Annotated in this window: 27 protein-coding genes; 20 read left to right on the forward strand and 7 right to left on the reverse strand. The window is 43.5% G+C overall.

What is annotated here, in order from left to right; genetic code table 11:
- Positions 1 to 43: 43 nt before the first annotated feature.
- On the reverse strand, positions 44 to 430 hold the full coding sequence (locus FQV30_RS05385) for a hypothetical protein (RefSeq protein ID WP_146499082.1): 387 nt from the start codon (positions 428 to 430) through the stop codon (positions 44 to 46).
- Positions 431 to 435: 5 nt separating this feature from the next.
- Positions 436 to 1,731 carry a helix-turn-helix transcriptional regulator gene (locus FQV30_RS05390; RefSeq protein WP_146499587.1) on the reverse strand — a complete coding sequence of 432 codons (1,296 nt, stop codon included), beginning with the start codon at positions 1,729 to 1,731 and terminating at the stop codon, positions 436 to 438.
- A gap of 522 nt (positions 1,732 to 2,253) precedes the next feature.
- Here FQV30_RS05390 and FQV30_RS05395 point away from each other — a divergent pair.
- Together FQV30_RS05395 and FQV30_RS05400 are read left to right on the forward strand one after the other, a co-directional pair.
- Positions 2,254 to 2,829 (forward strand): YflT domain-containing protein, encoded by a 576-nt coding sequence (locus tag FQV30_RS05395; RefSeq protein WP_146499083.1) that lies wholly within the window; start codon positions 2,254 to 2,256, stop codon positions 2,827 to 2,829.
- Between the two features lie 170 nt (positions 2,830 to 2,999).
- On the forward strand, positions 3,000 to 3,935 hold the full coding sequence (locus FQV30_RS05400; RefSeq protein WP_146499084.1) for a YflT domain-containing protein: 936 nt from the start codon (positions 3,000 to 3,002) through the stop codon (positions 3,933 to 3,935).
- 193 nt (positions 3,936 to 4,128) lie between these two features.
- On the opposite strand, the gene FQV30_RS05405 is transcribed toward FQV30_RS05400, so the two are convergent.
- Positions 4,129 to 4,320, reverse strand: a complete 192-nt coding sequence (locus FQV30_RS05405; RefSeq protein WP_146499085.1) for a CsbD family protein — start codon at positions 4,318 to 4,320, stop codon at positions 4,129 to 4,131.
- An 87-nt stretch (positions 4,321 to 4,407) separates the two neighbouring features.
- Positions 4,408 to 4,692 carry a hypothetical protein gene (locus FQV30_RS05410; RefSeq protein WP_146499086.1) on the reverse strand — a complete coding sequence of 95 codons (285 nt, stop codon included), beginning with the start codon at positions 4,690 to 4,692 and terminating at the stop codon, positions 4,408 to 4,410.
- A 476-nt stretch (positions 4,693 to 5,168) separates the two neighbouring features.
- Between FQV30_RS05410 and FQV30_RS05415 the strand changes: the two genes are divergently transcribed.
- Complete coding sequence (locus FQV30_RS05415) at positions 5,169 to 6,245, forward strand: glycosyltransferase family 4 protein (RefSeq protein WP_146499087.1); 1,077 nt, start codon at positions 5,169 to 5,171, stop codon at positions 6,243 to 6,245.
- A 67-nt stretch (positions 6,246 to 6,312) separates the two neighbouring features.
- Here the strand turns inward: FQV30_RS05415 and FQV30_RS05420 are convergent, their stop codons facing one another.
- Both FQV30_RS05420 and FQV30_RS05425 read right to left on the reverse strand, forming a co-directional pair.
- Positions 6,313 to 7,362, reverse strand: coding sequence for an LCP family protein (locus FQV30_RS05420; RefSeq protein ID WP_146499088.1), 1,050 nt, complete (start codon positions 7,360 to 7,362; stop codon positions 6,313 to 6,315).
- A 118-nt stretch (positions 7,363 to 7,480) separates the two neighbouring features.
- The gene (locus FQV30_RS05425; RefSeq protein ID WP_146499089.1) at positions 7,481 to 8,116 is read right to left on the reverse strand and encodes a YigZ family protein; all 636 of its coding nucleotides are present in this window, start codon (positions 8,114 to 8,116) and stop codon (positions 7,481 to 7,483) included.
- Positions 8,117 to 8,276: 160 nt separating this feature from the next.
- Here FQV30_RS05425 and FQV30_RS05430 point away from each other — a divergent pair, with 160 nt between their 5' ends.
- The 5 genes from FQV30_RS05430 (at position 8,277) to FQV30_RS18160 (ending at position 12,883) form a co-directional block, all read left to right on the forward strand.
- Positions 8,277 to 9,422 carry a sensor histidine kinase gene (locus tag FQV30_RS05430; RefSeq protein WP_146499090.1) on the forward strand — a complete coding sequence of 382 codons (1,146 nt, stop codon included), beginning with the start codon at positions 8,277 to 8,279 and terminating at the stop codon, positions 9,420 to 9,422.
- A gap of 27 nt (positions 9,423 to 9,449) precedes the next feature.
- Positions 9,450 to 10,124, forward strand: a complete 675-nt coding sequence (locus FQV30_RS05435) for a response regulator (RefSeq protein WP_146499091.1) — start codon at positions 9,450 to 9,452, stop codon at positions 10,122 to 10,124.
- Positions 10,125 to 10,239: 115 nt separating this feature from the next.
- Entirely contained in the window at positions 10,240 to 10,800 is a 561-nt protein-coding gene (locus tag FQV30_RS05440) for a nuclear transport factor 2 family protein (RefSeq protein ID WP_146499092.1), read from the forward strand.
- Positions 10,801 to 10,859: 59 nt separating this feature from the next.
- Positions 10,860 to 12,227, forward strand: a complete 1,368-nt coding sequence (locus FQV30_RS05445; RefSeq protein WP_255473321.1) for an ATP-dependent helicase ComFA — start codon at positions 10,860 to 10,862, stop codon at positions 12,225 to 12,227.
- Complete coding sequence (locus FQV30_RS18160) at positions 12,224 to 12,883, forward strand: ComF family protein (protein ID WP_255473322.1); 660 nt, start codon at positions 12,224 to 12,226, stop codon at positions 12,881 to 12,883. Before FQV30_RS05445 ends, FQV30_RS18160 begins: the two co-directional genes overlap by 4 nt.
- 32 nt (positions 12,884 to 12,915) lie before the next feature.
- Here the strand turns inward: FQV30_RS18160 and FQV30_RS05455 are convergent, their stop codons facing one another.
- Positions 12,916 to 13,623, reverse strand: coding sequence for an SDR family NAD(P)-dependent oxidoreductase (locus FQV30_RS05455; protein WP_146499093.1), 708 nt, complete (start codon positions 13,621 to 13,623; stop codon positions 12,916 to 12,918).
- A 124-nt stretch (positions 13,624 to 13,747) separates the two neighbouring features.
- Here FQV30_RS05455 and hpf point away from each other — a divergent pair, with 124 nt between their 5' ends.
- The 12 genes from hpf (at position 13,748) to FQV30_RS05515 (ending at position 26,364) form a co-directional block, all read left to right on the forward strand.
- Positions 13,748 to 14,317 (forward strand): ribosome hibernation-promoting factor, HPF/YfiA family, encoded by a 570-nt coding sequence (hpf, locus tag FQV30_RS05460; RefSeq protein ID WP_146499094.1) that lies wholly within the window; start codon positions 13,748 to 13,750, stop codon positions 14,315 to 14,317.
- A 261-nt stretch (positions 14,318 to 14,578) separates the two neighbouring features.
- The gene (gene secA, locus FQV30_RS05465; protein WP_146499095.1) at positions 14,579 to 17,098 is read left to right on the forward strand and encodes a preprotein translocase subunit SecA; all 2,520 of its coding nucleotides are present in this window, start codon (positions 14,579 to 14,581) and stop codon (positions 17,096 to 17,098) included.
- 65 nt (positions 17,099 to 17,163) lie between these two features.
- Positions 17,164 to 18,265 (forward strand): peptide chain release factor 2 gene (gene prfB / locus FQV30_RS05470; protein WP_146499590.1). Its coding sequence is split into 2 segments (ribosomal slippage): positions 17,164 to 17,235 and positions 17,237 to 18,265, totalling 1,101 coding nucleotides; the frame shifts between segments, so codons are not numbered across the junction.
- Between the two features lie 166 nt (positions 18,266 to 18,431).
- Positions 18,432 to 19,304, forward strand: coding sequence for a YitT family protein (locus tag FQV30_RS05475; RefSeq protein WP_146499096.1), 873 nt, complete (start codon positions 18,432 to 18,434; stop codon positions 19,302 to 19,304).
- A gap of 51 nt (positions 19,305 to 19,355) precedes the next feature.
- Complete coding sequence (gene cccB, locus FQV30_RS05480; RefSeq protein WP_146499097.1) at positions 19,356 to 19,697, forward strand: cytochrome c551; 342 nt, start codon at positions 19,356 to 19,358, stop codon at positions 19,695 to 19,697.
- A 262-nt stretch (positions 19,698 to 19,959) separates the two neighbouring features.
- A complete protein-coding gene (gene ftsE / locus FQV30_RS05485) occupies positions 19,960 to 20,646 on the forward strand; it encodes a cell division ATP-binding protein FtsE (RefSeq protein ID WP_146499098.1) in 687 nt (228 codons plus the stop codon).
- Positions 20,636 to 21,520, forward strand: coding sequence for a permease-like cell division protein FtsX (ftsX, locus tag FQV30_RS05490; protein ID WP_146499099.1), 885 nt, complete (start codon positions 20,636 to 20,638; stop codon positions 21,518 to 21,520). Before ftsE ends, ftsX begins: the two co-directional genes overlap by 11 nt.
- A gap of 186 nt (positions 21,521 to 21,706) precedes the next feature.
- On the forward strand, positions 21,707 to 23,020 hold the full coding sequence (locus FQV30_RS05495) for a murein hydrolase activator EnvC family protein (protein ID WP_255473323.1): 1,314 nt from the start codon (positions 21,707 to 21,709) through the stop codon (positions 23,018 to 23,020).
- A 137-nt stretch (positions 23,021 to 23,157) separates the two neighbouring features.
- Positions 23,158 to 23,733: a redoxin domain-containing protein gene (locus FQV30_RS05500; protein ID WP_146499100.1), complete on the forward strand. Its 576-nt coding sequence runs from the start codon at positions 23,158 to 23,160 to the stop codon at positions 23,731 to 23,733.
- 12 nt (positions 23,734 to 23,745) lie between these two features.
- Positions 23,746 to 24,852 (forward strand): trans-sulfuration enzyme family protein, encoded by a 1,107-nt coding sequence (locus FQV30_RS05505; protein WP_146499101.1) that lies wholly within the window; start codon positions 23,746 to 23,748, stop codon positions 24,850 to 24,852.
- 180 nt (positions 24,853 to 25,032) lie between these two features.
- Positions 25,033 to 26,094, forward strand: coding sequence for a PDZ domain-containing protein (locus FQV30_RS05510; protein WP_255473324.1), 1,062 nt, complete (start codon positions 25,033 to 25,035; stop codon positions 26,092 to 26,094).
- Between the two features lie 12 nt (positions 26,095 to 26,106).
- The gene (locus tag FQV30_RS05515) at positions 26,107 to 26,364 is read left to right on the forward strand and encodes a DUF2198 family protein (RefSeq protein ID WP_146499102.1); all 258 of its coding nucleotides are present in this window, start codon (positions 26,107 to 26,109) and stop codon (positions 26,362 to 26,364) included.
- The last annotated feature ends 34 nt before the right edge of the window (positions 26,365 to 26,398 follow it).

The following is a 26,398-nucleotide window of genomic DNA, read 5'->3' on the forward strand; positions in this document are numbered from 1 at the left end:
CCAGTCGCTCCTTTTAAGGAGCGACTGGTTTTTGAATTCTGCATTAAACTGTGAAGTTTTTAGAGGACCAAGGATCGGGAAGGCGTTCAGCAACTTCGTATTTTGAAGCCCAAGGATCGGGAAGGCGTTCAGCAACTTCGTATTTTGAAGCCCAAGGATCAGGAAGGCGTTCAGCAACTTCGTATTTTGAAGCCCAAGGATCGGGAAGGCGTTCAGCAACTTCGTATTTTGAAGCCCAAGGATCAGGAAGGCGTTCAGCAACTTCGTATTTTGAAGCCCAAGGATCAGGAAGGCGTTCAGCAACTTCGTATTTTGAAGCCCAAGGATCAGGAAGGCGTTCAGCAACTTCCGTGCTTTGGGAATAACCCGCTCCAACTAAACCAGAGGCGGTAACCAAGCTAGCTAATGATAAAATTAAAAACTTTTTCATTTCTTTCACTCCTCATTAAATGTCATTAACTTTTTGTAGGCCTTTGTAGCTTCTTTTAAAATTAGTGCAGATTTCTCATACTCACCAAGTTTAATGTAAGTATTACCTAAATGTCCATAATAAAAACCTATTTCAAAATATTTATTATGGTTCTCAAGTATGGGAATCAATTTTCCTAGTAGAAAATCTTCGAAATCGGCAAAATTTTCTTGAACAAAGTAGTACAGGCACATAAATTCAATGTAGACTTCTTTAAATAGACTATTTGAAGGAGTGTCTAAAGTAAGGTTTTTCTCTTTAATAATCTCTTGTCCTTTTATTAGCATTGTATTAGCGGCATCATAATTATTTAATTCAATGTAACATTTTATTAAAATGCAATAGTCTAACAAAACATCTGCAGTATATTCTTTTGGTATAAATTGTAATGCATTTTCAAGATGTTCAATTGCTAACTCGAAGTTTTGAAACTGAAAATAAAAATAACCATAATTATATTCGGTACTAAATTTTAAAACGTCATTATCTAACTTTTGTCCAATTGTAAGTGCATGTTTATAATGTTCTTTTGCAGTTTTAAAGTTACCAACTCTTCTTTCATTAATTGCTATATTCAAGTGGCATTCGGCAATTCGCTTTGGTATAAACTCTTGCTGATAGATTTTTAATGCCAATTCTGAGTATTTGTAAGCTAAGCTAAACTCCCAGCATTGTGTAGCTGTAAGGCCAATAGAATAATATAAATCTCCTGATTCGGAAGAGGCAAGGGAAGGAGGAGCAATTTTTTCAGCCAATAAATAGGTTTTTAAAGCTTGTTCATAATCATTTAAGATATAGTTGTAATTTCCATTGTACTTATGGAACAAATAGAATTGTTCTTGATTCATGAATTCTTTAAATCGTTCCATCTCTTTTATCTTTTCATCAGCGCTATCTAAATCACCAGTAATAATAAAATAACGAATTTGTTGAATGGAGTACTCTAGCTCGATATCTTCATCCACATGAAGAAGAGGATGGTCGTGGATATCAGCATACTGTTCCATAATTTTACCTTTGTTTTGCGGATGCAATAATGAAGACTTGAAATTCTTCACTAATACTTTCCCGATAGGATTGTCTTTCGGAGCTAACGAGATTTCCAACTTTTTACATAAAGCTTCCAAGTCCTTTAAAGAAGGGGCTTTTGCTCCAGCCTCTATTTTTTTCAACTCTCGCACAGGAAGGATATTTGATGACAGTTCTTCTACGCTCATTCTCTTTTTCAACCGATGATATTTAAGCCTTGATCCTATTTCCATTGATTCTCTCCTTTCCATTTGCATGGGCAGTACGTCAATCATCCATGTAGGAGAGTTACTGTCTGAGGATATTTTTTTTTCTGAAAGATAAGAAAAAGTAGGTTTATTGAGTACGATTTTCTTCGCCCCCGTTTTTCATAGTATGCTTTTAATGGGAATCTTTCATTCATAATATCATCAATTTTCGAAATATACTGCCTTTTATATGGTTAAATTTTCAAACTTAGAAAAAAAGTAAAATTTACCTAGTTTAAACGTTTAAAGATTGTTTATAGGTAAGACTTTGAAAATCTGATGAAAGATGAAATCATAAAAGCATTCAAAGAGAAGAATATCGTCCGCTGTTGCAAATGCTCTTTTTTATATTATATGTACGTAATGGTAAATTTAACAAGAGGTTTTTATTATTTCCAATGTACTAATTGTTCGTATGAAATTGAAGGGACTCTGACTTACGTTTAAGTAAACTTCAATTACGGGTATTAAATGGAACATACCGATTCCTAATTGGAGGTTTTACTTATGGAAAAAGAGAAACAAGTAATTGCTGTTGTATATTCAGAACAGGAAGCTATATCTAAAATTAACGAATTAAAATTACAAGGATATGATGAAAAAAAAATTCATGTAATGGCCAAGGATCAAAGCCATTTCGATGTGATAGGACAAAAATCGGATATTGAGGTTGAAAAAGCCGGAGCAATCAAAGATTCGTTCAAAGGCATCTTTTCAGGAGGAAGCAAAGCTCTGGAAGGGGTCAAATCGCTAGGATTGAGCAAATCCGAAACAGAACGTTATTCGGAAAATGTCTCTGAAGGCGGAATCTTGATTTACGTGGAAAATGAAAGCAAAAGGCCGTTGGATGTTTTAGAGGAAGGCGGATTCCGCAATCGGGAAGGACAACGCGTGGAACCGTCTACCAACGAGTTCGTTAATTCAGTTGATAACAAGTACGATGAACAAGAAGACCGTTTCCGAAGAGGAGAGAGTTTCCAGGAAGACCCGAAGCTTGTTAAAGACGAAGAGCACTTGACTTTTTCTTCAATAGAAAAGCCGGATACGGCTATAACTAGGTCGGGGAATGCTAAAAACCATTAATTCCCGTTCAAAAACCTTTTCAGCAGCTGAAAAGGTTTTCTGTTTTCATACCACCTTTATTGAGATGCAAGGCAACCTAGCCGCGTCATTTCTTAATCCATCCATTATGTTTTATCGATCCATTTGTTCGGGTAAAGAAAGAATAAGACAATTCACAGGAGGTTAAATGGATGAATCAATCAAACTATGAATTTCAAATGCTTTACAGCCAAGAGGAATTGATCAACAAAGTTAAAGAACTAAAGGCACGCGGCTACAACGAGAATGATTTGCATGTTCTTGTGAACGATTCTTCTGTTATCAATTTGGTCGATGATGATAGCGGCCTTCATACACATGAAGCGAATACGATGGGCAGCAAATTCAAATCGATGTTCAGCGGGGAAGACGCAGTGCGTACGGAATTGGGGAAACTGGAACTGGATGACTCCACGAAGGACTCATACCAAAGGGATCTTGAAAGCGGTGCGATTCTTCTTTATACGGATCGCCGCATTGAAGGAAGGGAATCTCGTACTTCAGCGGCATATGCTGAAGATACCCGAGTGATCCGGAGTGATGAAGTCGGACGGAATACGGCTATATCGCCGCTTGGAAGAGATCTTGAACGTGATGATTTACAGCATAACGATGAAAAGATAGTAGATAAAGACGTTACCTCAACTGTTTCAAAGGACCGTTATTCTGATGAAATGTACACAAGCGAAGTGCCAAGGGAAGAACAGCACGGCGATGCCGGCGATGGAGATAAGCTGAAAGATTCCCGCTTGAAAGGGGAAAACATCCATCCTACAGGAGGAGCTACCCCTAAAGATGAAGGCGCTCCGGAAGAGAAAGTTATGGACCATGAGCCAGGTCTGCTGTCCAAAGAAGGCCAAGATAACCTGAACCGGGAAGATGGCGTCAACCGCCGGCAGGATGAGCAGTCGCCTGGGGTAGACCCCAATTTAGGGCCAGCTCCTTTTGGCCGCGACTCAGAGGAAGAACACTTGTTGAATGATCAGGGAGATAGTTTTGATCAAGAAAAAAATCCTAGAGATGCGCGCCCTTTGCATGAAGATGCTGAGAAAAAGAGAGGGACGCCTCCGACTCCAAGAATATTTTAACCAAAAGCGGCCTCTAAGATGAGGCTGCTTTTTTATGTGATTCTACTGGCAGGGTACAGCGATATGTTGGAGAAGGGATATTAGCAAAGCCAGGTCAAAATTATATTTTAAAGAAATATCAATGCAACTTGGAGATTCACTCGGAAATGAAGAGAATATTTGATAACAAAAAACCGGTCAAGAGACCGGTTTTTTAATGTTTAGGTTTAGTTGCGTCTTTGAAATCACCGACAGTTTTTTGAAACTCGCCTTTGGCTTTATCCATCTTGCCTTCATTTTGCTTTTGATGGTCGCCAGTCGCATTGCCGACTTGGTCTTTTATTTCACCTTTGCCTTTGCTCACAGCACTCTTAAGTTTGTCAGAAAATCCTCCACTGTTGCTCATTAGAAATTCCTCCTTCTCGTTGTCTTATAACTTGTTTAGCCTTTTTTCCGCGTTTTCAAACGTTGAGCTCTTATATCAGTTGCTGCACTAAGAAGCCAGGATGCGTAAGGTATTTTGTGCGGCGTCTTGCACACTGCTGCAAAGGTCTTGCTCGGCTAATCTTCGAAGTGTGGTAATGGGGGTATGCGGGTTTTGTGCAACCCCTTTTCGCACTGCTTCATGCTGGTCCATGGACAAGTCGACTAATAATCCTGCGCAAGTGATTGCTTTGGCCAATTCGGCGCGCATTTCGTAGCCCATTTTAAGCACGGCTGCTTCGTCCCAAGGAGACCACTCGGTCTTCACTGCATAAAATTGCAGATCGCCATTCATTCCGGTTAGCACCTCTAGTCGAATTTATTGTAATATTCCAACTAATAATATTATATCATATTGTAGGGGAAATGCCAGATGGCGAAAGCCGGTGGAAGAAATGGTTTGAAAGGAAATTTGAATTTAACAGTTGAACCAGAGTGAATTCGTTCGCTTTTCAACATGGAAAAGCGAATCTTTTGGTTTCCGTAAATTGAAATTCAAATGAATGAGAAGGGGAAATGCTGAGAGAAGAAAAGGGGAAAATGGATATGGGCATAAAAATACAAGAATTTAATCACACGGCTAGGCTTTGCATCGGTAGAATTTTTTTTCAATACAGGGTAAAACTAACGAAACCTTCTGCGGCAAAGCACGTCTAAGTACTCAAAAGATTGAACAAAATGGATATAGATAAGGTTTTATTTTATACTGCGAGGTGGTATAATCAAATAATGGATTCTTATGTATATTGTTGAGTTCTAAGGAGGATAAATATGCTATACCTAACTATGGTTGTGGCATTCATCGCTTCGATTGTTCTGACTCCAATTGTCAAGCGGCTTGCTTTTCGCTTAGGAGCAGTCGACCGTCCCAATTACCGGAAAGTACATGCGAAAATCATGCCGCGATTAGGCGGACTAGCTATATTTGGATCGTTTTTGATCGGGTATTTCATCTTGCATCCCAGTGAACCGGCTTTCGGTCCGGCAGAAGCGGGATTTATTCCACTTGATTCAGCGATATTGATTGGTGCTTTTCTGATTATCATAACGGGTGTTTTAGATGATATATATGAAATAACAGCCAAAGCAAAATTGGTAGGCCAATTTCTAGCCGCCAGTATTATCGTTATTGGCGGTGGATTGGAAATTTCATTCATCAACTTGCCTTTTGGCGGTGAATTGGATTTCGGTTATTTCAGTGCTCCGTTAACCCTTATATGGATTATCGGCATCACAAACGCCATTAATTTGATTGATGGGCTTGATGGGTTGGCTACCGGCGTTTCTTCAATTGCGCTGCTGACCCTTTCTGTAATGGCCTTTATCATGGGAGACATTTTTGTCATGACACTCACGGCTTTGCTTGCCGCCAGCTCGCTTGGTTTCTTATTTTACAACTTCTATCCGGCAAAGATTTTTCTTGGAGATACTGGAGCTTTGTTTTTAGGGTTCATGATTTCTGTATTTGCCTTGATGGGCTTCAAGAATGTTACGATTGTTGCACTCATAATCCCAATCATCATGTTAGGTGTACCGATTTCCGATACCTTTTTCGCGATTGTCCGTCGCTTGCGTGAAAAGCAGCCGTTGTCAGCTGCTGACAAATCCCATTTGCACCATTGTTTGTTAAATATCGGTTTTTCGCATAGCCAGACCGTATTGATCATTTATGGAGTGGCCATTCTATTTGGCCTGGCAGCATTGTTGTTCTCTCAAGCGACATTGTGGGGAGGACTTCTGCTTATCAGCCTCATTTTAATCGCAATCGAGTTGTTTGTGGAAGTTGTAGGATTGGCCGGAAAGAATTATCGGCCACTTATAAATCTAGTTAAAATGATTGGAAAATAACGGATTGGACAAAGCCTTTGTCCAATCCGTTTGTTTTTTTATATTGGCCAGCAAAAAACCTCACAGTTTACTGTGAGGTTTCAGTGCTTGCCGGGGTTTCTGCAAGTTCAGTGTCTCCATTGTCGGATATACTTGAAGTATCTGGTTGTAGCCCTAAGTGGCTTCGTAATATGTCTTGAACTTCCATAAGGGATTCTTCATCCAGCTTCCAGTAATAGATGCCAGTCGACATATCATCATAACCATCGACAGTCAATGTTTCAACATCGGGCTTGCCGCCTTTAGCATATTCAAAAAATGCCTGCATATCTTGGAATGACAAGTTAGTTTTCATATTATCGCCAACCGCTTCGATAACATCGCCATACTTGGTAATCGAACCAGCGGATAATGCTTTATCCATAATTGCCTGTAAAATCATTTGCTGGCGCTTTCCACGTTCGATATCATTATCGTAATGGCGTGTTCTGGCAAGTGCGAGAGCCTGACTGCCGTTAAGGTTTTGAATTCCCTTTTGTAGAACGATTGCGTCTTTTTTATCGTTTTCATCTTGTTCTTTCAAATCATACGGCACTTCAGCAGTGATTCCGCCAAGAGCATCCACTACGTCAATAAATGCATCAAAATTCATATTAACGTAATAATCGACTGGAACATCCAATAATTCTTCAACAGCTTCAATAGTAGAAGAAGGGCCACTATATCCATATGCATGAGTGATTTTATCCTCATAACCTGCATCAGGTATAAGCGTGTAGGTGTCACGGGGGATGCTGACAAGCTTAACTGATTTATCAGCGTTATTCAAAGTAGCAAGCACTAAAGCATCAGAGCGCGTATTGCTGTCGGCAGCTCCGCGTTTTGCACTATTGTCGACGCCGATGAATAAGATGGAAATGTCATCATGCAGCGGTTCAACTTGTTCCTCGCGAAGTTCAGACATCTCCCGGTCTTCAAGTTGTTGAAATGCTAGATTTGCCGCATTTTCCGCTTTTTTAACTAGATATATTCCATAGGCAGATCCGCAAATCAGAAGTGAAACAGCCAGTGTCAAAAGAATCTTGATAGCCGTGCGTTTTTTGCTCGACTTATTCTTCCGGAAATTTTTACGGTTCATGGTTAAAGCTCCTTTTTTAGGGATGGCTAACCGAGTATTCAATTCGATTTTTCCAATTTGTCCTTAAACTTTTAAAATCTATTATACAGCGAATTTCCCATGCCGTAAACGAAAAGTCTCATGTTATTTTAAATTCCAGAAATTCTTTCTGATTACAGCGAACTTTCGCTTGGCCATTGGTAATTTCGTTCATCCAATTGGTAAAAACCGTTTCCTTTTCTGCAGGAATATGGACAAAAAGGTCAACTCCGTCTGTATACTGAATTTCTTTGAGTAGGTATTCGGACTGGCGTATTTCGTTTTCTACTTTCCCAAGCCAACTATAGTCAACGGAGATTTTCATAAGATGATGCAATCTCCGTTCGACGATACCGGCAGCGTTCAAAGCTTCTGTAGTTGCTTTACCATAGGCCCGGATCAAACCGCCCCCGCCTAATTTGATTCCGCCATAATAGCGTGTTATGACAACTACCGTATCTTTTAGCCCCTGTTTTTTCAATACTTCTAAAATAGGAACGCCGGCTGTTCCGCTAGGTTCCCCGTCGTCATTCGCTTTTTGGATAGAATCATGTTCGCCGATCAGATAAGCGGAGCAATTATGAGTGGCAGAGCGGTGGATGGCTTTGATGGAGTCGATAAATTCAATTGCGCCTTTCTCTGTTTCCGCCCTGGCGGCATAGCCTATAAACCTCGATTTTTGAATAATAATTTCCGCATCGGCTATTTCGCCCACGGTTTTGTAATTCTCTCGCATTTTAATTCCCCCTGTAGTAGAATGTAATCAGATAATTAGTAATATGTTTATTTATACGACTTTCCTTATATAGTGATATACTTGTTAATATTATAGCAGGCATAAAGAAATAAAGTTTATTCACTTTAGCATAGTGGAGTGCAGCTAAGGCGGTTATAAAATGGCTAATAAAATGAATGGAAAAGGTCTTGATTCCATTTTTGATCATTTGATTGCGACTATGGAGCAGTCGAAACAGGAAATTTTTTTAATTAGTGAACAAAGTCGGCAAAGTTATGAGGAAATGAAAGATGAGCTTGAAGAAGTGCGAACCAATATTTCCTCCGTCATAAAAGCTGGCGACTTACTAGAAGAAAAAACCCGTACTGCCCGCAGGCGTTTAGCGGAAGTGTCGCGTTCATTTGGATCGTATAGTGAAAGCCAAATCAAGAAAGCATATGAGCAGGCAAACGAATTGCAGATTCAATTGGCGTTGAACCGTTCTGAAGAAAAACAGTATCGAAAAAAGAGGGATGGTTTGCAACGCCGATTGCAGACTTTGCTGCAAACGATTGAACGGGCTGAACGCTTAGTCAATCAGGTTAATATAACAACAAATTACCTGACTTCCGATTTGGAAGATGTTGGAGATGCCATTGATAATACAAAGCTAAAGCAAGATTATAGCTTGCGTATTATTGAAGCGCAAGAGGATGAGCGAAAACGGCTGTCACGGGAAATCCACGATGGTCCCGCCCAAATGATGGCAAACGTTCTTCTTCGTTCTGACCTTATCGAACGGACGTATCGGGAAAAAGGATCTGAGGCCGCTTTTCGAGAAATTTCTTCTTTAAAAGAAATGGTGCGCGATGCTCTTACCGAAGTCCGAAGAATCATTTATGATTTGCGGCCGATGGCGTTAGACGATTTGGGCCTTGTGCCGACATTGAAAAAATACCTTGAAACTATTGAAGATTATAACCAAGGCGTACGAATCATGTTTCAATCGAACGGCATGGAAGTCCGTTTGCCTGCCAATCACGAAACATCAGTATTTCGGCTGGTGCAAGAAGCTACTTCAAATGCGATTCGGCATGGCAAAGCAACGAGCATTGACGTTAAAGTCGAGTGGCTAAAAAATCAAGCAACCATAGTTGTGAAAGATAATGGCTCTGGATTTGACCAGAGCATCGTAAAAAATCAATCTTTTGGGTTGATTGGCATGAAAGAAAGAATCGATCTGATAGAAGGCGATTTTTTCATCAATTCTTCTCCCGGCAATGGGACAGTGTTGATGTTTCAAATTCCTTTTAAATTGGGTATATAAGATACGGTATTCGAGGAGGACAACATAATGACGAAAATAATAATTGTAGACGATCACCAACTGTTCCGTGAGGGAGTAAAACGAATATTGGATTTCGAAGATTCTTTTGAAGTCGTCGCAGAAGGCGGAGACGGAAATGAAGTCTTGAAATTATACGAAGAATACAAGCCGGATGTGGTATTGATGGATATCAACATGCCGCAGAAAAACGGAGTGGAAGCGACCGGGGAATTGATGGACAAATACCCGGATGCTAAAGTCATTATGCTGTCAATTCATGACGATGAATCATATGTGACACATGCATTAAAAACAGGTGCCCTTGGTTATATGCTAAAAGAAATGGATGCTGAAGCAATCATTCAGGCGATCAAAGTGGTAGCAAAAGGCGGTTCGTACTTGCATCCGAAAGTGACACGCAATTTGGTTATGGAATTCCGCCGTTTAAGTGAACGTGAAAACAAAGGATCGTTCCATCAAACGGAAATCCGCCGCCCATATCATTTGCTTACCAAACGTGAAAGTGAAGTTCTTCAACTATTGACGGATGGCCAAAGCAACCGGGTGATCGGCGAGACATTGTTCATCTCGGAAAAAACGGTAAAAAACCATGTTTCCAGTATTTTGCAAAAAATGCAAGTGAATGACCGGACCCAGGCAGTGGTAACAGCCATCAAAAATGGCTGGGTAGAAGTACGCTGATCAGAAAAGACCTTGCAGCTTTAGCTGCAAGGTCTTTTGTTTTCTTTTGGTCACAGTTTCTTCATTTGAATTACGGTACCTGCTATGGCAAAATGAAACGCAGGAGGAATGATGGATGAAAAAAATGATGGTAATGGCAGGCTTGGCACTGGCGCTGGCTGCTTGTTCAGATTCAGAAGAGCCTTCAGTAAATGGGAACACGGTCGAAGACGGCAATTCGGCAAATGAAAACAACGCAGTCGACCATGGAATAGAAGATGAGTCGGTCGGTTTTACGTTAGGTGATGACGGTAAAGTGGTTGAAGCCGATGTTCCGGAAGAAGAGGCGGACGAAGTGCTGGCTGCATACAAAGAATATATCGATGCTTTCAATGAGGAAGACTTGCAGCGCTATATGAACGTAATCGCTTCAAATCCTGATGGCTTTGACCGTGCGGAAGACGAAGCGGCTTTGGAAGAAGCATTCAAGGTCTACAACACCACTTATTCAACGGGCAATGAAACCATTGTTGGATACGAGGAAAACCGGGCAGAAGTTTTTGCAGAAGTTGATGTCTTGGTGGAAGATCCCAATTCGGAAAAAAGCACCAAACAATCCGGCAGGCAAGTTGTGGTATTCATAAAAGAGGATGGGAATTGGAAAGTCACCAGCCTCCATTTTATAGGCAACTCATAAAAACTTCTCGCTATAAAAGCGAGAAGTTTTTGGTTTTTCATTGGAAGGATTCTGGTAAAATGAAAAAGAGAATTAGAAACCATGAAAGGAAGATGCCATTGACAGAACTTGAGCAATTTTTGACAGGCCGTATTTGGCTCAGGGAATTTATGCCTTTTGCGCAAGAAGAAGTGGATTCTGCAATTGCCGCTGGAAAAATAGGTGTGAAAAAAGGAATTACGGAAAATAAGGAATGTACCCGTTGTTTGGAAAGATCCCCTCAGAAAATCATCTCGTTTAACTGCGCGAAATGCCAGTCCGTTTGTTATTATTGCCGGCATTGCTTGAAAATGGGCCGAGTCAGTTCCTGTACTGAACTGATATATTGGGCGGACCCATCCCCGAAACCAAAAACACCCCATTCATTCATATGGAATGGTTTGCTGACAAATGCTCAGCAGCGCGCTTCTGATGAAGTGCTAGAAAGCCTCTCCTGCAATCAATCCCATCTTGTTTATGCCGTCTGCGGAGCAGGGAAGACTGAATTGCTGTTTCCGCCGCTTGCTAAGGCGTTGGAGAAAGGGCAGCGTATCTGCATTGCCGCTCCTCGGACTGATGTTGTTTTGGAATTATCGCCGCGCATCAAAGCGGTTTTTCCTGATTCCGTTATCCATACGTTATACGGCGGTTCTCCTGCAGAAACCGGTTTTGCCCAAATTGTAATTGCGACAACCCATCAGCTGTATCGCTTCGAAAATGCTTTTGATGCCATCATCGTTGATGAAGCGGATGCTTTCCCTTACTCCTTCGATCCATCTCTTGAAGGCGCCGTCATAAAAGCGAAAAAAAGGGAGTCGCCTATTGTATACGTTTCGGCTACCCCTTCTGATCGGTTACTGAAAGAGATTCCAAACCAATCAAAGATTTTCGGAAGATTTCACGGCCATCCATTGCCGGTCCCGCAATTTCGTCCGCTATGGAACTACAGAAAAATCTTTTCAAAAAACAAAATACCCAAATCATTAACGCGTTGGGTAAATGACCGGCTTGCCAAGAAAGAGCCGTTCCTGGTGTTCTTGCCGACGGTTGAATTGATCGAACAAGCGATTCCGCTTTTTAAAAAGCTGGATGCGCGCATTGAAAAGGTCCATGCATCCGATCCCGAGAGAAAGGAAAAGGTTCTAAAGCTTCGGGAAGGAAAAATTTCTGGTGTTCTTACCTCTACAATATTGGAACGGGGAATTACAATTCCAAATGTGCAGGCTGCGGTTGTAGGAGCAGATGAAGCTGTCTTCGATTCCGCTGCATTGATCCAGATTGCAGGGAGAGTCGGCAGGTCCTCTGATTTTCCGGCTGGAGAGATCGTGTTTTTTCATAACGGCATCGTCCGGCAAATGGACAAAGCGAAACGCCAAATCCTTTTTTATAACAAGGAGGGGTTCCGGTGAATTGTTATTTGTGCGAGCGTGAGCTGCCGCAATTGCCGTCTTGGCGAGGGCTTTTTTTGAATGATATTCAAGAAGTGATATGTGGAAGGTGCAAAAACGGGTTTATGAAAATAAGCGGCACGGTTTGCCCGATCTGCGGATTGCCGAATGAAGGCTTATGCAGAGACTGCCGATACTGGGAAACGACCGAATATGCAGGCCTTCTTCAAAGCGGCACAAGTTTGTACTATTATAATGAGGCTATGAAAGATTTTTTGCATCAGTATAAATTTCTGCAAGACATCGTACTTTCTGAAGTATTCGCTCGTCAGCTGCGCGATGAACTGGGCAAAACGAAAGCTGCTATAGTTCCCATTCCTATGCATCCGGATAAATTAGAGGAAAGGACATTTTCGCAAATTGACTGCATGCTGGAAGCGGCGGGTCTGCGATATTCACAGTATTTAACAAAAAGTGAACAAGTACAAGGCAAAAAAACAAAGAAAGAGCGGATGTCTGCACCCGATCTTTTCCATTGGAACGGCAAAAACGTGCCTCGGAAAATACTGCTGGTGGACGATTTGTATACTACCGGAACAACATTGCGCCACGCCGCAAAAGAATTGAAAAAAGCGGGGGCTGAGGAAATATCTTTTCTGGCCCTCATACGCAGTTAGAAAAAGCCTTCCGGAATGCCGGAAAGCTTTTTTTAATGTTCATATATCATTTTTCGTGTCATGCCGCCATCTATGATCAAACACTCGCCGGTAATGAACGAATTGCGGGGGTCGCTCAAGAAAAGGCAAGCGCGTGCAATGTCCTCCACTTTGCCGACGCGTCCGCTCCAATGCTGGGTATGGTCGACTTCCCGCAATTCTTCCGTGTCGCCTGTATGAATCCAGCCTGGTGCAATGGAATTCACCCGTATTTCTTTTTCGCTCAAAGTTGCGGCCAGCGAATGGGTCAATGCGTATATGCCGCCTTTTGAAGCAGAGTATGTTTCAGTGTTGGGTTCCGACATAAAAGCCCGGGTCGAAGCCATATTGACAATTGACCGGATATCTCCAGTCATATAGCGCGCCGCTTCACGGCTGCAGATGAATACGCTTTTTAAATTGGTGTCAAGAACGCGGTTCCAGTCAGTCTCTTCAATCTCCCATATGGATTTGAATTCCGAGACTCCCGCATTGTTGATCAACGCGTGGACTTCTCCGTAATCTTGATGGATTTGCGCAAATACGTCTATTACCTGCTGGAAGTTTCCTACATCACATTGCCTGGAATCCACGCCTTCTAGGGTGAAGTTTTCCAGGTCCAATCCAATAACGCGGGCCTTTTCAGATACAAAGAGCTCGGCGATACTTTTCCCGATGCCGTTTGCAGCACCTGTCACTACAATAGTTTTATCAATGAACATCCTATCATCTCCTTCCAATTAGTTTACCTGTTTTATCATACGGCAAAACTTTTTTACGTTTTAAGGAGGAACGGAAAGGGAAGATATAGAAATGTATAGCTAGATACAAGAAGGAGGAGTTAAGATGCTACAATTTAATATTAAAGCAGACAACGTAGAAGCAACTCCAGCGGTTCGTGACTATATTGAGAAAAAAATAAGCAAGATTGAGCGTTACTTCCCAGAGGGAACGAACGCTACAGCGATGGTTTATTTAAAATCAATCAACCACAGCCAAACAAAAGTGGAAGTTACGATACCGATGAAGAACTTAACCCTGCGAGGCGAAGAAAGCCATATAGAGTTATATGCGGCGGTAGATTTGATTGTAAGCAAATTGGAACGCCAAATCCGAAAATATAAAACAAAGGTTAACCGCAAATTCCGTGACCGTGATGGAATCGGCGTTGCATTTGCAGCAGCCGAGAATGAGCTGAGAAGCCAGAACGAAGAAGCGGAAGAAGAAGACGATTTAACGATTGTCCGCACCAAACAATTCGATTTGAAACCGATGGATGAAGAAGAAGCGGTTTTACAGATGAATATGCTGGGACATGATTTCTTTGTATTTACCGATGCAGAGTCGAATGGTACGAATATTGTCTATAAACGCAAAGACGGCAGTTACGGTTTGATCGAAACAAGTCCTTCATAAGCGATAATGGGAAAGCCTCTCGTGACGAGAGGCTTTTTTGTTTGTCTTGGATTCCTGCGAATCAACGCAAACTAAACCTGTCCGGATATTTGCACCGATGTATATGCAGTGTTAAAATAAGAAGTGAGATTTTTCGAAAAGGCCTGAAACGCACAAGGGATTTATGGAATTTCAAAAGCGTTGCGTTAAAAATTATACTATTATAGCAAAGGCGATCCGGTCTTTTTATCTGGCTGGACACTATGCAGGGAGCGGTTATAAATGCTTGGAGTATTGAACAAAGTATTCGACCCAAACAAACGGGAATTAAAAAGATTTGAAAAAATAGCAGATGAAATAGAAGCCCTGGCTTCAGAGTTTGCTGCTCTTTCTGATGAAGAACTTCAAGGGAAAACACCGGATTTGATGGAGCGCTACCAGAAAGGCGAAACCTTGGATTCTTTATTGGTAGAAGCGTTTGCGACGGTTCGTGAAGCCTCGAAGCGGGTTCTGGGCATGTTCCCGTTCCGCGTCCAAATCATGGGGGCCATTTCCCTTCATGAAGGCAATATTTCCGAGATGAAAACCGGGGAAGGCAAAACGTTGACTTCCACTATGGCGGTATATTTGAACGCTTTATCGAAAAAAGGCGTACATGTTGTAACTGTCAACGAATACTTGGCAAGCCGCGACGCTGAGGAAATGGGCAAGCTATTCCAATGGCTTGGCCTGTCTATCGGCTTGAATTTGAACAGCTTGACGAAAGAAGAAAAACGTGAAGCTTACGCTTCCGATATCACCTATAGCACAAATAACGAGCTTGGCTTCGATTATTTGCGTGATAATATGGTGCTTTATAAAGAAGAAATGGTTCAGCGTGAATTGAACTACGCAGTAATTGATGAAGTCGATTCAATTTTGATCGATGAAGCGCGTACGCCGCTGATCATTTCCGGACAAGCCGCAAAAGCCGCGCAGCTATATATGCAGGCGAATGCATTTATCCGTGTATTGACTAAAGATACCGATTATACGTATGACGAAACGACCAAAGGCGTTATGCTGACGGAAGACGGCATCGAAAAAGTGGAAAAAGCTTTCGGGATCGAAAACCTATTCGACATGAACCATGTGCGGCTGAACCATGCTATCAACCAGGCTTTGAAAGCGCATGTTACGATGCACAAAGATGTCGATTATGTGGTCCAAGACGGCGAAGTCATCATTGTCGATCAGTTTACAGGGCGTTTGATGAAAGGCCGCCGCTATTCGGACGGCTTGCACCAAGCGATCGAAGCCAAAGAAGGTTTAGAGGTCCAAAACGAATCGATGACCATGGCAACAGTCACTTTCCAGAACTATTTCCGCATGTACAGCAAACTCTCTGGCATGACAGGGACAGCGAAGACAGAGGAAGAAGAGTTCCGCAACATATATAATATGAACGTTATTGCGATTCCAACGAACAAACCGATCATCCGGGACGACCGGGTCGATTTGATCTATGCAACGATTGCCGGGAAGTACAAAGCGGTAGGCGATGATATTGCGGAGCGCCATAAAAAAGGCCAGCCGGTATTGGTAGGCACAGTCGCCATTGAAACGTCTGAAATCATTTCGGACTATCTGACGAAAAAAGGCATCAAACACTCTGTGCTGAATGCCAAGAACCATGCCTTCGAAGCGGAAATCATTTTAGGGGCTGGACAAAAAGGCGCTGTGACAATCGCGACAAATATGGCAGGACGAGGTACGGATATCAAACTTGGCGAAGGTGTTAGAGAAGTCGGCGGCTTGGCCGTCCTTGGCACGGAACGCCATGAGTCGCGCCGGATCGATAATCAGCTGCGAGGGCGTTCAGGACGTCAAGGAGACCCGGGCGTTACACAATTCTACCTTTCTCTTGAAGATGATTTGATGCGCCGTTTTGGATCTGATGCGATGCGGAATATGATGGGGAAACTTGGAATGGACGATTCCCAGCCGCTGCAGTCGCGAATGGTTACGCGCTCTGTGGAATCTGCACAGAAACGTGTGGAAGGGAACAACTTTGATGCACGGAAACGCTTGCTGCAGTATGATGATGTATTGCGCCAGCAGCGTGAAATCATCTATAAAGAGCGTATGGAAGTCATCGAAACGGATGATATGCGCGCGTTGGTCGAGAAAATGATCGACAGCACAATTGACCGGATGGTTGCAGTGCATACATCCAATGAAAAGCCGGAAGAATGGCATTTAAAATCACTCGCTGATACAATTGCTGCTAATCTGCTTCCGGAAAATACAATCACTGAAGCGGATTTGCGTGATAAATCTCAAGAAGAGATCACCGATCTAATCAAATCGGAAGTTACAAAGCATTATGATGAGAAAGAAGCGGAAATGACGCCGGAACGCATGCGTGAATTTGAAAAAGTGGTTCTGCTGCGTTCAATCGATTCCAAATGGATTGACCATATCGATGCAATGGACCAATTGCGCCAAGGAATCCATTTGCGCGCCTATGGTCAAAATGATCCGCTTCGCGAATACCAGAACGAAGGGTTCAATATGTTCGAAGCAATGGTTGAAGCCATTGAAGAAGATGTATCCAAGTATGCCATGAAAGCGGAAATCCGCAATAACCTGGAACGCCAGGAAGTGGCGAAGGGGCAAGCGGTCAACCCGAAAGAGGATGGGCCGCCAGTCAAAAAGAAAAAAGAGCCGGCACGCAAAAACGTTGAAATCGGCCGAAATGACGCTTGCCCTTGCGGCAGCGGCAAGAAATACAAAAACTGCCACGGGGCAGCAGCGCTATAGGAAGCATGAACAAGACCGAAGAGCTAAAGCTCTTCGGTGTTATTTTGAGGAGGAACATATAGATGATGGATTTAGCAGACATCCGCAATGAGCTCGACAAATCAGCCAAGAAATTGGCGGACTTTAGGGGGTCTCTTTGACTTAGAGAACAAAGAGGCGCGGATTCAAGAACTGGATGAAATGATGATTGACCCCGATTTTTGGAACAACCAAGAAAAGGCCCAAGTGGTCATTTCCGAATTGAACGGTTTGAAAGATATTGTTAATACGTATCACGGGTTTGTCGACACCCAGGAAAACCTGGAAATGACACTCGAGCTGCTTCGGGAAGAAGCGGATGAAGACTTGCACGAGGAGCTGAGTTCGGAACTGAAAACATTCCTATCGGAACTTAGCGATTATGAATTGCAGATGCTGTTAAGCGAACCATACGATAAAAACAACGCTATTTTGGAGCTGCATCCAGGAGCAGGTGGGACCGAGTCGCAAGATTGGTGTTCGATGCTGCTGCGCATGTATACTCGCTGGGCTGAAAAGCGCGGATTTAAAGTGGAAACGCTTGATTACTTGGCAGGCGATGAAGCCGGAGTCAAATCAGTAACATTAGGCATTAAAGGGCATAATGCATATGGCTATTTGAAAGCGGAAAAAGGTGTCCACCGCCTTGTCCGGATTTCACCATTTGATTCATCTGGCCGCCGCCATACATCATTCGTGTCTTGCGAAGTTATGCCGGAGTTTACAGGAGAAATTGAAATCGATATCCGTACGGAAGATTTGAAAATCGACACATACAGGGCAAGCGGTGCTGGCGGACAGCATATCAATACGACCGACTCCGCGGTGCGGATTACGCATTTGCCTACAGGCGCCGTTGTAACATGCCAGCAAGAACGCTCACAGATCAAAAACCGTGAAAAGGCCATGCAAATGCTGAAAGCGAAACTTTATGCACTTAAGATTGAAGAGCAGGAAGCCGAGTTGCTTGAAATCCGCGGCGAGCAAAAAGAAATCGGATGGGGAAGCCAAATCCGGTCTTATGTGTTCCATCCATATTCGATGGTAAAAGACCACCGCACCAATTTCGAGACAGGAAATCTCCAAGCTGTCATGGACGGGGACATTGATGGATTTATCAATTCTCTACTGCGGTCTAAGATGCAATAATTTTAAAGGCCCGGAGCAAATATTGCTCCGGGCCTTTTTGCTTTTTATGCTGGAATGAAACTGTACTTTAGCTGGATGAAGTTCACAAGAAGCCTGCCATTTGCTATACTCTGACAGGACTCATACGAACTTTACAAGAATCTTTACAGAAAGAGGCATCATAGGGATGAAGAAAAAACAGCAGCGATCCTACAATGAGCCGCATCCAACATTATCCGCTGTTAGGGATTATATCGGTGTCCTTATCGGATCTGCTATTGTGGCCATTTCCTTTAACGTTTTTTTGCTGCCAAATGAAGTGGCATCTGGGGGCGTCAGTGGAATCAGCACTATTTTGTACGGGCTATTTGAATGGAAGCCGGCTTTTGTCCAATGGACATTCAATATCCCTTTGTTTATCGCAGGAATCGTGCTGTTAGGCAAGCACTTTGGCATCAAGACAGCGGTCGGAACAATTTTTTTGCCATTTGTCGTTTTCCTGACAGAAGCGTGGGAGCCATGGACGCTAAATCCTTTGCTCGGTTCTTTGTTCGGCGGCATTATGATAGGCCTTGGGCTGGGCATTGTTTTCAGGGCGAAAGCTTCGACCGGCGGAACGGATTTGGCAGCTCAGATCATTGCAAAATACACCGGCCTTTCGCTTGGAACCAGTATTGCTTTGATTGATGGCTTTATTGTTTTGGCAGCAGCATTGGTGTTCGATATCGAAAGCGGGCTGTATGCGTTAGTGGGTCTGTTCGTCACAACAAAAACCATCGATTTTGTTCAAATCGGGTTTGGGCGTTCGAAGCTGGTTTATATCATTACCAACAAACAAGTGGAAGTCCGGGATGCTATCTACGAAGAAGTTGACCGGGGAGTGACGAAGCTTAATGCAACCGGCGGTTACACAGATACAGAAAAGCCGCTTCTTATGGTCGTGGTCCATCAAACGGAATTTACCCGTTTGAAACAAGTGGTGAAATTGGCCGATCCTTCTGCCTTTGTTATTGTATCAGATGCTTCTGAAGTTCTTGGCGAAGGTTTTAAACGTTCTTAAACTAGGTATACTTTACATAACGTGAAAAACAACTTGGAGGAGGCAACATACATGAAAAAGGGATTGTTAACAATGATGCTGGGCTCTGCACTCGCACTAGGGGCTTGCGGCGGCGGCGGGGAAACTACAACTGAAACACCGCCAGCAGAAGACGGCGGTTCCGGTTCATCCTCGGTAGACCCGGAACAAGTTGTCCAGCAAAACTGTATTTCCTGCCATGGTGAGAATCTGGAGGGTGCGGGGAATTTTCCGGCATTGAATAATGTGGGATCGCGTTTGTCCCAAGACGAAATCCGCAGCATTATCGACAATGGACAAGGCGGTATGCCAGCGGACATTATTGAAGGCGAAGAAGCAGATGCAGTAGCGGAATGGTTGGCAAACAAAAAGTAAACCGGCTTACAAGCCGGTTTTTTTGTGTGCAAAAATTTCAATTGATGGACACAATTCGATTTTTTTAATAAAAATATGCGAAAATCGACGCGGATTAAACTCGGATTTAGGGTCTTTAGATGCAAGAAATGAAGAGGTTCAAAAACAATTGAAACACAATTGTAATACAAAAAAAGGTTTGAGGTGATATAATGAGTCAGTCGGAAATTTTAGCGGAAATGCAAATTGGAGATAAATCCAGTATATATAGGTGGTTAAGTAAATGATTCAAATGAAGAACGTTTATAAGAAGTATCCGAATGGCATTGTTGCCCTCAACGGATTGACCGTTGAAATTGGGCAAGGTGAATTCGTTTATGTAGTAGGGCCAAGTGGTGCCGGAAAGTCAACATTCATTAAAATGATGTATCGGGAAGAACGTCCGACTTCAGGCCAGATGTTGATCAATAACGTGGATATCGCTACATTAAAAAACAAAAGAGTGCCAATGCTTCGCCGTCAGATCGGCGTAGTGTTCCAGGATTTCAAGCTGCTTCCAAGATTGAATGTCTACGAAAATGTCGCATTTGCCCTGGAAGTAATTGAAGAAACACCTGAAATGATCCGGAAAAGGGTAATGGAAGTGCTGGATTTAGTGGGATTGAAACATAAGGCTCGGATGTTTCCGACAGAATTGTCTGGTGGGGAACAACAGCGGGTTTCTATTGCGCGTTCAATCGTCAACAAACCCAAAATCGTGATCGCCGATGAGCCGACGGGTAATCTTGATCCCGAGACTTCTTGGGATATTATGGATCTGTTTGAACGGATCAATGCAACAGGAACAACTATTTTAATGGCTACCCACAACCGTGAAGTAGTAAACAAAAGAAGGCATCGTGTCATTGCAATTGAAGGCGGCTTGATTGTTCGCGATGTAGCTGGAGGTGACTACGGCTATGAAGGCTAGAACATTAACTCGCCATTTCAGGGAAAGTTTGAAAAGTTTGGGGCGCAACAGCTGGATGACATTTGCTTCTGTCAGTGCTGTTACTGTGACCTTGCTGCTAGTCGGTGTGTTCGTTTTAATCATGATGAATTTGAACAAAGTTGCAGATGATTTAGAAAATGACGTAGAAATTAAAACTTTCGTTTCTTTGGAAGCGGATGATGCTAGAATAGAAGCAATAGAAGCAACAATCCGATCCATGCCAGGCGTTGAATCTGTAGAATTTTCGACAAAAGAAGAAGAGTTGACTGATTTGGTTCTAGATTTTGGCGACGAGTTGAGTTTGTTCCAGCAAAGCAACCCGCTGTTTGATGTGTTTTACGTGAAAGCGTCGGAACCTCAGCAAACAGAGCAAGTGGCGACTGAAATCGCGAAATTAGACAATATTGAAGATGTGAAATACGGCGAAGGCAAAATTGAGAAGCTGTTCAAATTCCTGAATATGGGACGAAATGTCGGTTTAGTGCTGATTTTGGCATTATTATTTACCGCAATGTTCTTGATTTCCAATACGATTCGCATTACTATAGTTGCGAGACGCCATGAAATCGAGATTATGAAACTAGTAGGCGCGACCAATTGGTTTGTCCGAATTCCTTTCATCTTGGAAGGCATGTGGCTAGGTTTGTTAGGATCGATTATTCCGATTGCACTTGTATCTACGCTTTACTATCAAGTAACCGACTTCGCGCAGCCGAAATTAAGCGGTGAAATGATTCAATTGCTTGATTTGACACCGTTCATTTACCAAGTGAGCGCGTTGATCCTTGTGATGGGCGTATTTATCGGAATCTGGGGCAGCTTCATGTCCATCCGCAAATTCTTGCGCGTATAAAGAAAGAAAAGTGCTCTGTTAAAGGTTATTGTTGATTTTCTTCAGAAGGAACAAAGGATGCGCTCTTGTCAAAAAGAGCGCGGTTCCCTTCAAAATCAATAAATTCGTTTAACGGAGTTTTTTAATAGAAAAATACAGATAGAGACAGGCAGGCAAAGAACGTAAAGCCGAAAGGGGACCTCGAACGTGAGATCGAAATGGATGTTGTCAGGTATTTCAACTGTGTTGGCTTTAGCCATCTTGATGCCATCAGCTGCGAATGCGGACAAATTAAGTGAATTGGAACAAAAGCAGCAAGAAGCTCAGCAGCAGAAAAACGAGTTGGCTTCTGATATCAGCAAAAAAACGGAGAAAATGAGCGAGAATGCTTCAAAGCTGGAAAAGCTTATAGCGAAAATCGAGGATTTGAACCGGAAGATGGATGAGACAACAGCAAAAATCGACAGCGTACAGGCGGATATCGACTATACGAAAACGGAAATCGATGGGTTGAAAAAATCGATTGAAGAGCTCGAACTCAAAATAGAGGAACGTGAAGCGTTGCTTGAAGAACGCGCCCGTGCAATCCAAAAGAGCGGAGGTTCTGTGGATTATGTGGATGTGCTTCTTGGAGCAAACAACTTTGTCGATTTTATCGACCGTTTTTCGGCGGTTAATACACTAATCGAAGCGGATCGTGAAATTATGCGTGAACAAGCAGCCGATGAAAAACTATTGGCTGTACACCAAGCGCAAGTGGAGACGAAATTGGCCGAACAAGAACAACGCCGCGCAGAACTTGTTGGGCTTAATGACAAATTGAATGGCCAAAAGGAAGAGCAGGCAGGCTTTGCAGAAGAACTGAAGGCTGAACAAAAGCTCCTTGCTAAAGAAAAATCCGAATTGGTGCAGCAGCGCAACGAAGCTATCGATGTCAGCTCGAAATTAGAAAAACAGATCGAAGAAGAACAAAACCGCTTAGCTGAGCTAGCCCGCAAAGTGGAAGCAGAACGCCAGCGCAAGCTTGCTGCAGAACGCAAAGCGGCGGCTGAAAAAGTCCGGGCTTCAAATTCTTCTGCTTCTTCCTATACAGCTCCGGCGAAAGTTTCAAGTTCGGGTTTCGTCACACCTGCTTCCGGCCGTTATACATCTACATTTGGATGGCGAAATATTGGCGATGGACCTGAATTCCATCAAGGAGTAGACATTGCAAATAGTGTAGGCACGAATATTAAAGCAGCAGCAAACGGTTATGTATCATTCTCGGGAAGCATGGGCGGATACGGCAATGTTGTCATCCTCACCCACTCGATCAACGGGCAAACACATGCGACTGTATACGCGCATTTGAATTCGATTGACGTCTCCGCTGGACAACAAGTAAGCCAAGGCCAGCGGATAGGGGGAATGGGCAACACAGGCCGTTCAACCGGATCCCATCTGCATTTTGAAATTCATGTAGGTCCATGGAATGGTGCTCGGACCAACGCAGTCAACCCTGCATCGTTTGTATCGTTATAAGTTTGGACAGCCGGCATCTGGAAAGATGCCGGCTGTTTTGCTGTTCAGGAAGCTTTTTTGAAGGAAATTCATTGCATCATTAGTGGAATATTGAGTGCATTCTATCGTATGATGAAGAGGAACGGAGTGAAAAAGGAATGCCGAAAAAACTAATTGGATTGTTGCTGATTGCCGTTATGATCGGAATCGCTGTCGCCGGTGCTGTAAAAAATAACATCGAAGAAAACAAATCTCTTGAGACCTTGTCTGTCGGTACCGATGTGGAATTTTTGGCTACGAAAGATGGGCTGGCTCCAGGGGAAGTGGCGCCTGATTTCGAGTTAACGACTCTGTCCGGTGAAACCGCCAAGTTATCGGATTATAAAGGAAAAAAAGTGATTTTGAATTTTTGGGCCACATGGTGTCCTCCTTGCAAAGCGGAAATGCCGCTCATGCAGAACTACTATGATGAAGCACAAGGGGAAAATGTGGAAGTCTTAGCAGTGAATTTGACCACGCAAGACCGGGGGGTGGATAAAGTCAAGGAGTTCGTTGAAGCGAACAATCTGACCTTCCCTATTCCACTGGATAAAGAAGGAGATATCGGATCTGTCTATCAGGCCGTTACCATACCGACTTCTTATATGATTGATACAGAAGGCCGTGTTCAAAACAAGCACATCGGCCCGATGGATGAGGAAACTATGAGGGATTATATTGCCAATTTGGAGTAAGGGGATGAGTTTATGAAGTCGCTAGAAACGATGTCAGTGCACACGGCCAGAGCAGAAGACCGGATTATCCAACCGCAAGTCATGCCGATATTCCAGACATCCGCTTTTTCATTTTCTTCTTTGGAGGAAATGGAAGGCTATTATGAAGGAAACGGAACTTATCTGTACTCCAGAACTGCCAATCCAAATACCGATGCTCTCGGGCAGACGGTTGCCGAGTTAGAGGGCGCGCCGAAAGGGGTAGCAGCAGCATCAGGGATGGCGGCAATACTCGCTGGTATTTTATCGGTCGTCCAGACAGGGGACCACGTGCTTGCTGCTGAAGATGTTTACGGGGGCACTTTTTTTCTATTGAAAGAAGAGCTTGTACGAATGGGCATAATTGTCCATTTCACCGATTTTTCGGATAAAGCCTCCGTTGAACAGTATCTCATCGACTATCCGGAAGTGAAGCTGGCGGTCAGTGAATCGATCACGAATCCCTTCTTGCGCGTGGAAGATATCGCAGGGCTTTGCGGGTTGGCAAAGCGATATGGTGTTAAAGTGATGATTGACAATACGTTTGCCACGCCGTATACCGAAAAGCCATATGCGGCTGGCGCTGATTTGGTCGTCCATAGCGCGACAAAGTATTTAGGCGGGCATGGAGACGCTACAGCGGGAGTTCTTACAGGACATGCGGACTTGCTTCAACAGGCGGAGGCGCGCATTGTCAGCCTTGGCATGAACTTAAGCCCGTTTGAAGCTTGGCTGACGGTACGGGGCATTAAAACATTGGCGCTCCGCATGAAAGCGCAAACTGAAAATGCCAAGGAAATTGCCTCTTTTTTGGAAGGGAAGGTACGTGTATGGTACCCAGGAAAAGGTGCAATTGTAACATTTGAACTTCCTGAGCATGTGGACGTACATCAATTTTTTGCTGCTCTTGGCTGGATTAAAATTGTGCCGACGCTCGCGGGAGTCGAGACATCAGTCTCGTATCCATATAGTACATCGCACCGTGAACTGTCAGAAGAAGAGAAACAGAAAATCGGCGTGACTAAACAGACAGTCCGGCTGTCAGCAGGAATAGAAGGAACCCAAGATATTTTGGATCAGCTTCGCGCTGCGTTCAATTAACCGAAAAAGAAGTGCAGAATACGGATGTTCTTTGGTACAATGATAAGAAACGTGTGTTGCCGGTGATGGGAAGGTGTTTAGAACGTGTTAATGGATGTTGTGCTCGACATAGGTAGGTTTTTTATTAATCCCGTTTTTTACATATCGCTAATAGCCGCAGTTCTTCTAGGGTATTTTAGGGTGAAAAAAGAGCGGAAAGCATTTAGGACACGAATTGTCTGGGGCTGGACAGAGTTCGTCGGTTTGCTGAAAGACGGCTTTCTGTTTGCTGTTGTATTGTCCGTTCTGTTTGCAGGAATCGGTTTAGTGGTTCCGATGGAATGGCTGATTGCGCTGAGCATCGTCAGTATAGTGATGCTGCTCTCCGCCTTTTACCAATTGGGATCATTTGTTTATTTATCGGCAGCCGCTGTGTTTCTTGGCTGGCTGATGCGTACCAATGGCTGGTCCCTTGATTTCGGCTTTTTCCGTTACAATGGCCTTTTCCTTTCATGGAACTGGCTGCTTCCAGTTGCCTTGATCACAGGAGCAATTGTGTTGCTTGAAGGGTGGCTTGTCAAAAAACACGGTGCAGTCTCTGCATCGCCAAGACTGGAAAAATCCTCTCGGGGTCTGATGGCCGCCTTCTACAATTCGAAACGGTTATGGCTGATTCCTGTACTGTTGGTCGTACCTGGATCAGCAGTGGAATCGTATGCCCCTTACTGGCCGCAGCTGCCGATTGGGGAAAGTGTCTTTTCCTTTATATTATTTCCGGTTGTTTTCGGATTTCAGAACCGTGCGCGCAAAACCTTGCCAATCTATCTGTTTCCGGTCATCGGAAAATCCCTGATGATTGCTGGCGGAATGATTGTAGTATTGTCTCTAGGAGCGTTCCTATGGCCGCCGATGGCTTTAGTGGCTTTGATGGCCGGTTTGCTGGCGCGCCTGGGAATCTCCATTTTCTACGCCGTCAAAGAGCGCCAGGGAAATCACGCAGTCACACCACAGGCACTTGGCGTCATGATCGTCGATGTGCTTCCGGACTCGCCTGCCGATAAGATGGGCTTGATCCGTGGTGAAGTGATCCGCAAAGTGAATGGCTTGACGGTTTCAAACGAGTCGGAACTGTATGAGGCAATCCAAGTCAATGCGGCGCATTGCCGCTTGGAAGTGCTGGACCATAACAGGGAAGTCAGGCTTCGCCAGCACGTCATTTTCCGTCATGATCATCACCGCCTTGGATTAATCGTAGTGAAATAAGGAGACAAGAAAATGGAATCGATGGTTACAAAATTTTTATTGTCTTTGTTAGTGCCTGGCCTGCTTGTGGTTCTGTTCACGCGAGTGACATTTCACCATATCGTCGGATTGATTTTAACGGTTGCGCTGATTGCAGCAGCTGTCTATGCCGGTTATACAAATACCTGGTTCCTGTACGTTGTCAACGCCGCCTCCTTGACCCTAGGATTCTGGTATGCCACGAACATGTATGCCAAGCGCAAAAAAGCCGAAACTCATGAGAATGAGTGACGGCTTTTTTATTTTGTCTTTTCATCGGCAACCG

This window comes from Planomicrobium sp. CPCC 101110 (genome assembly GCF_007859395.1).
Lineage (GTDB): Bacteria > Bacillota > Bacilli > Bacillales_A > Planococcaceae > Planococcus.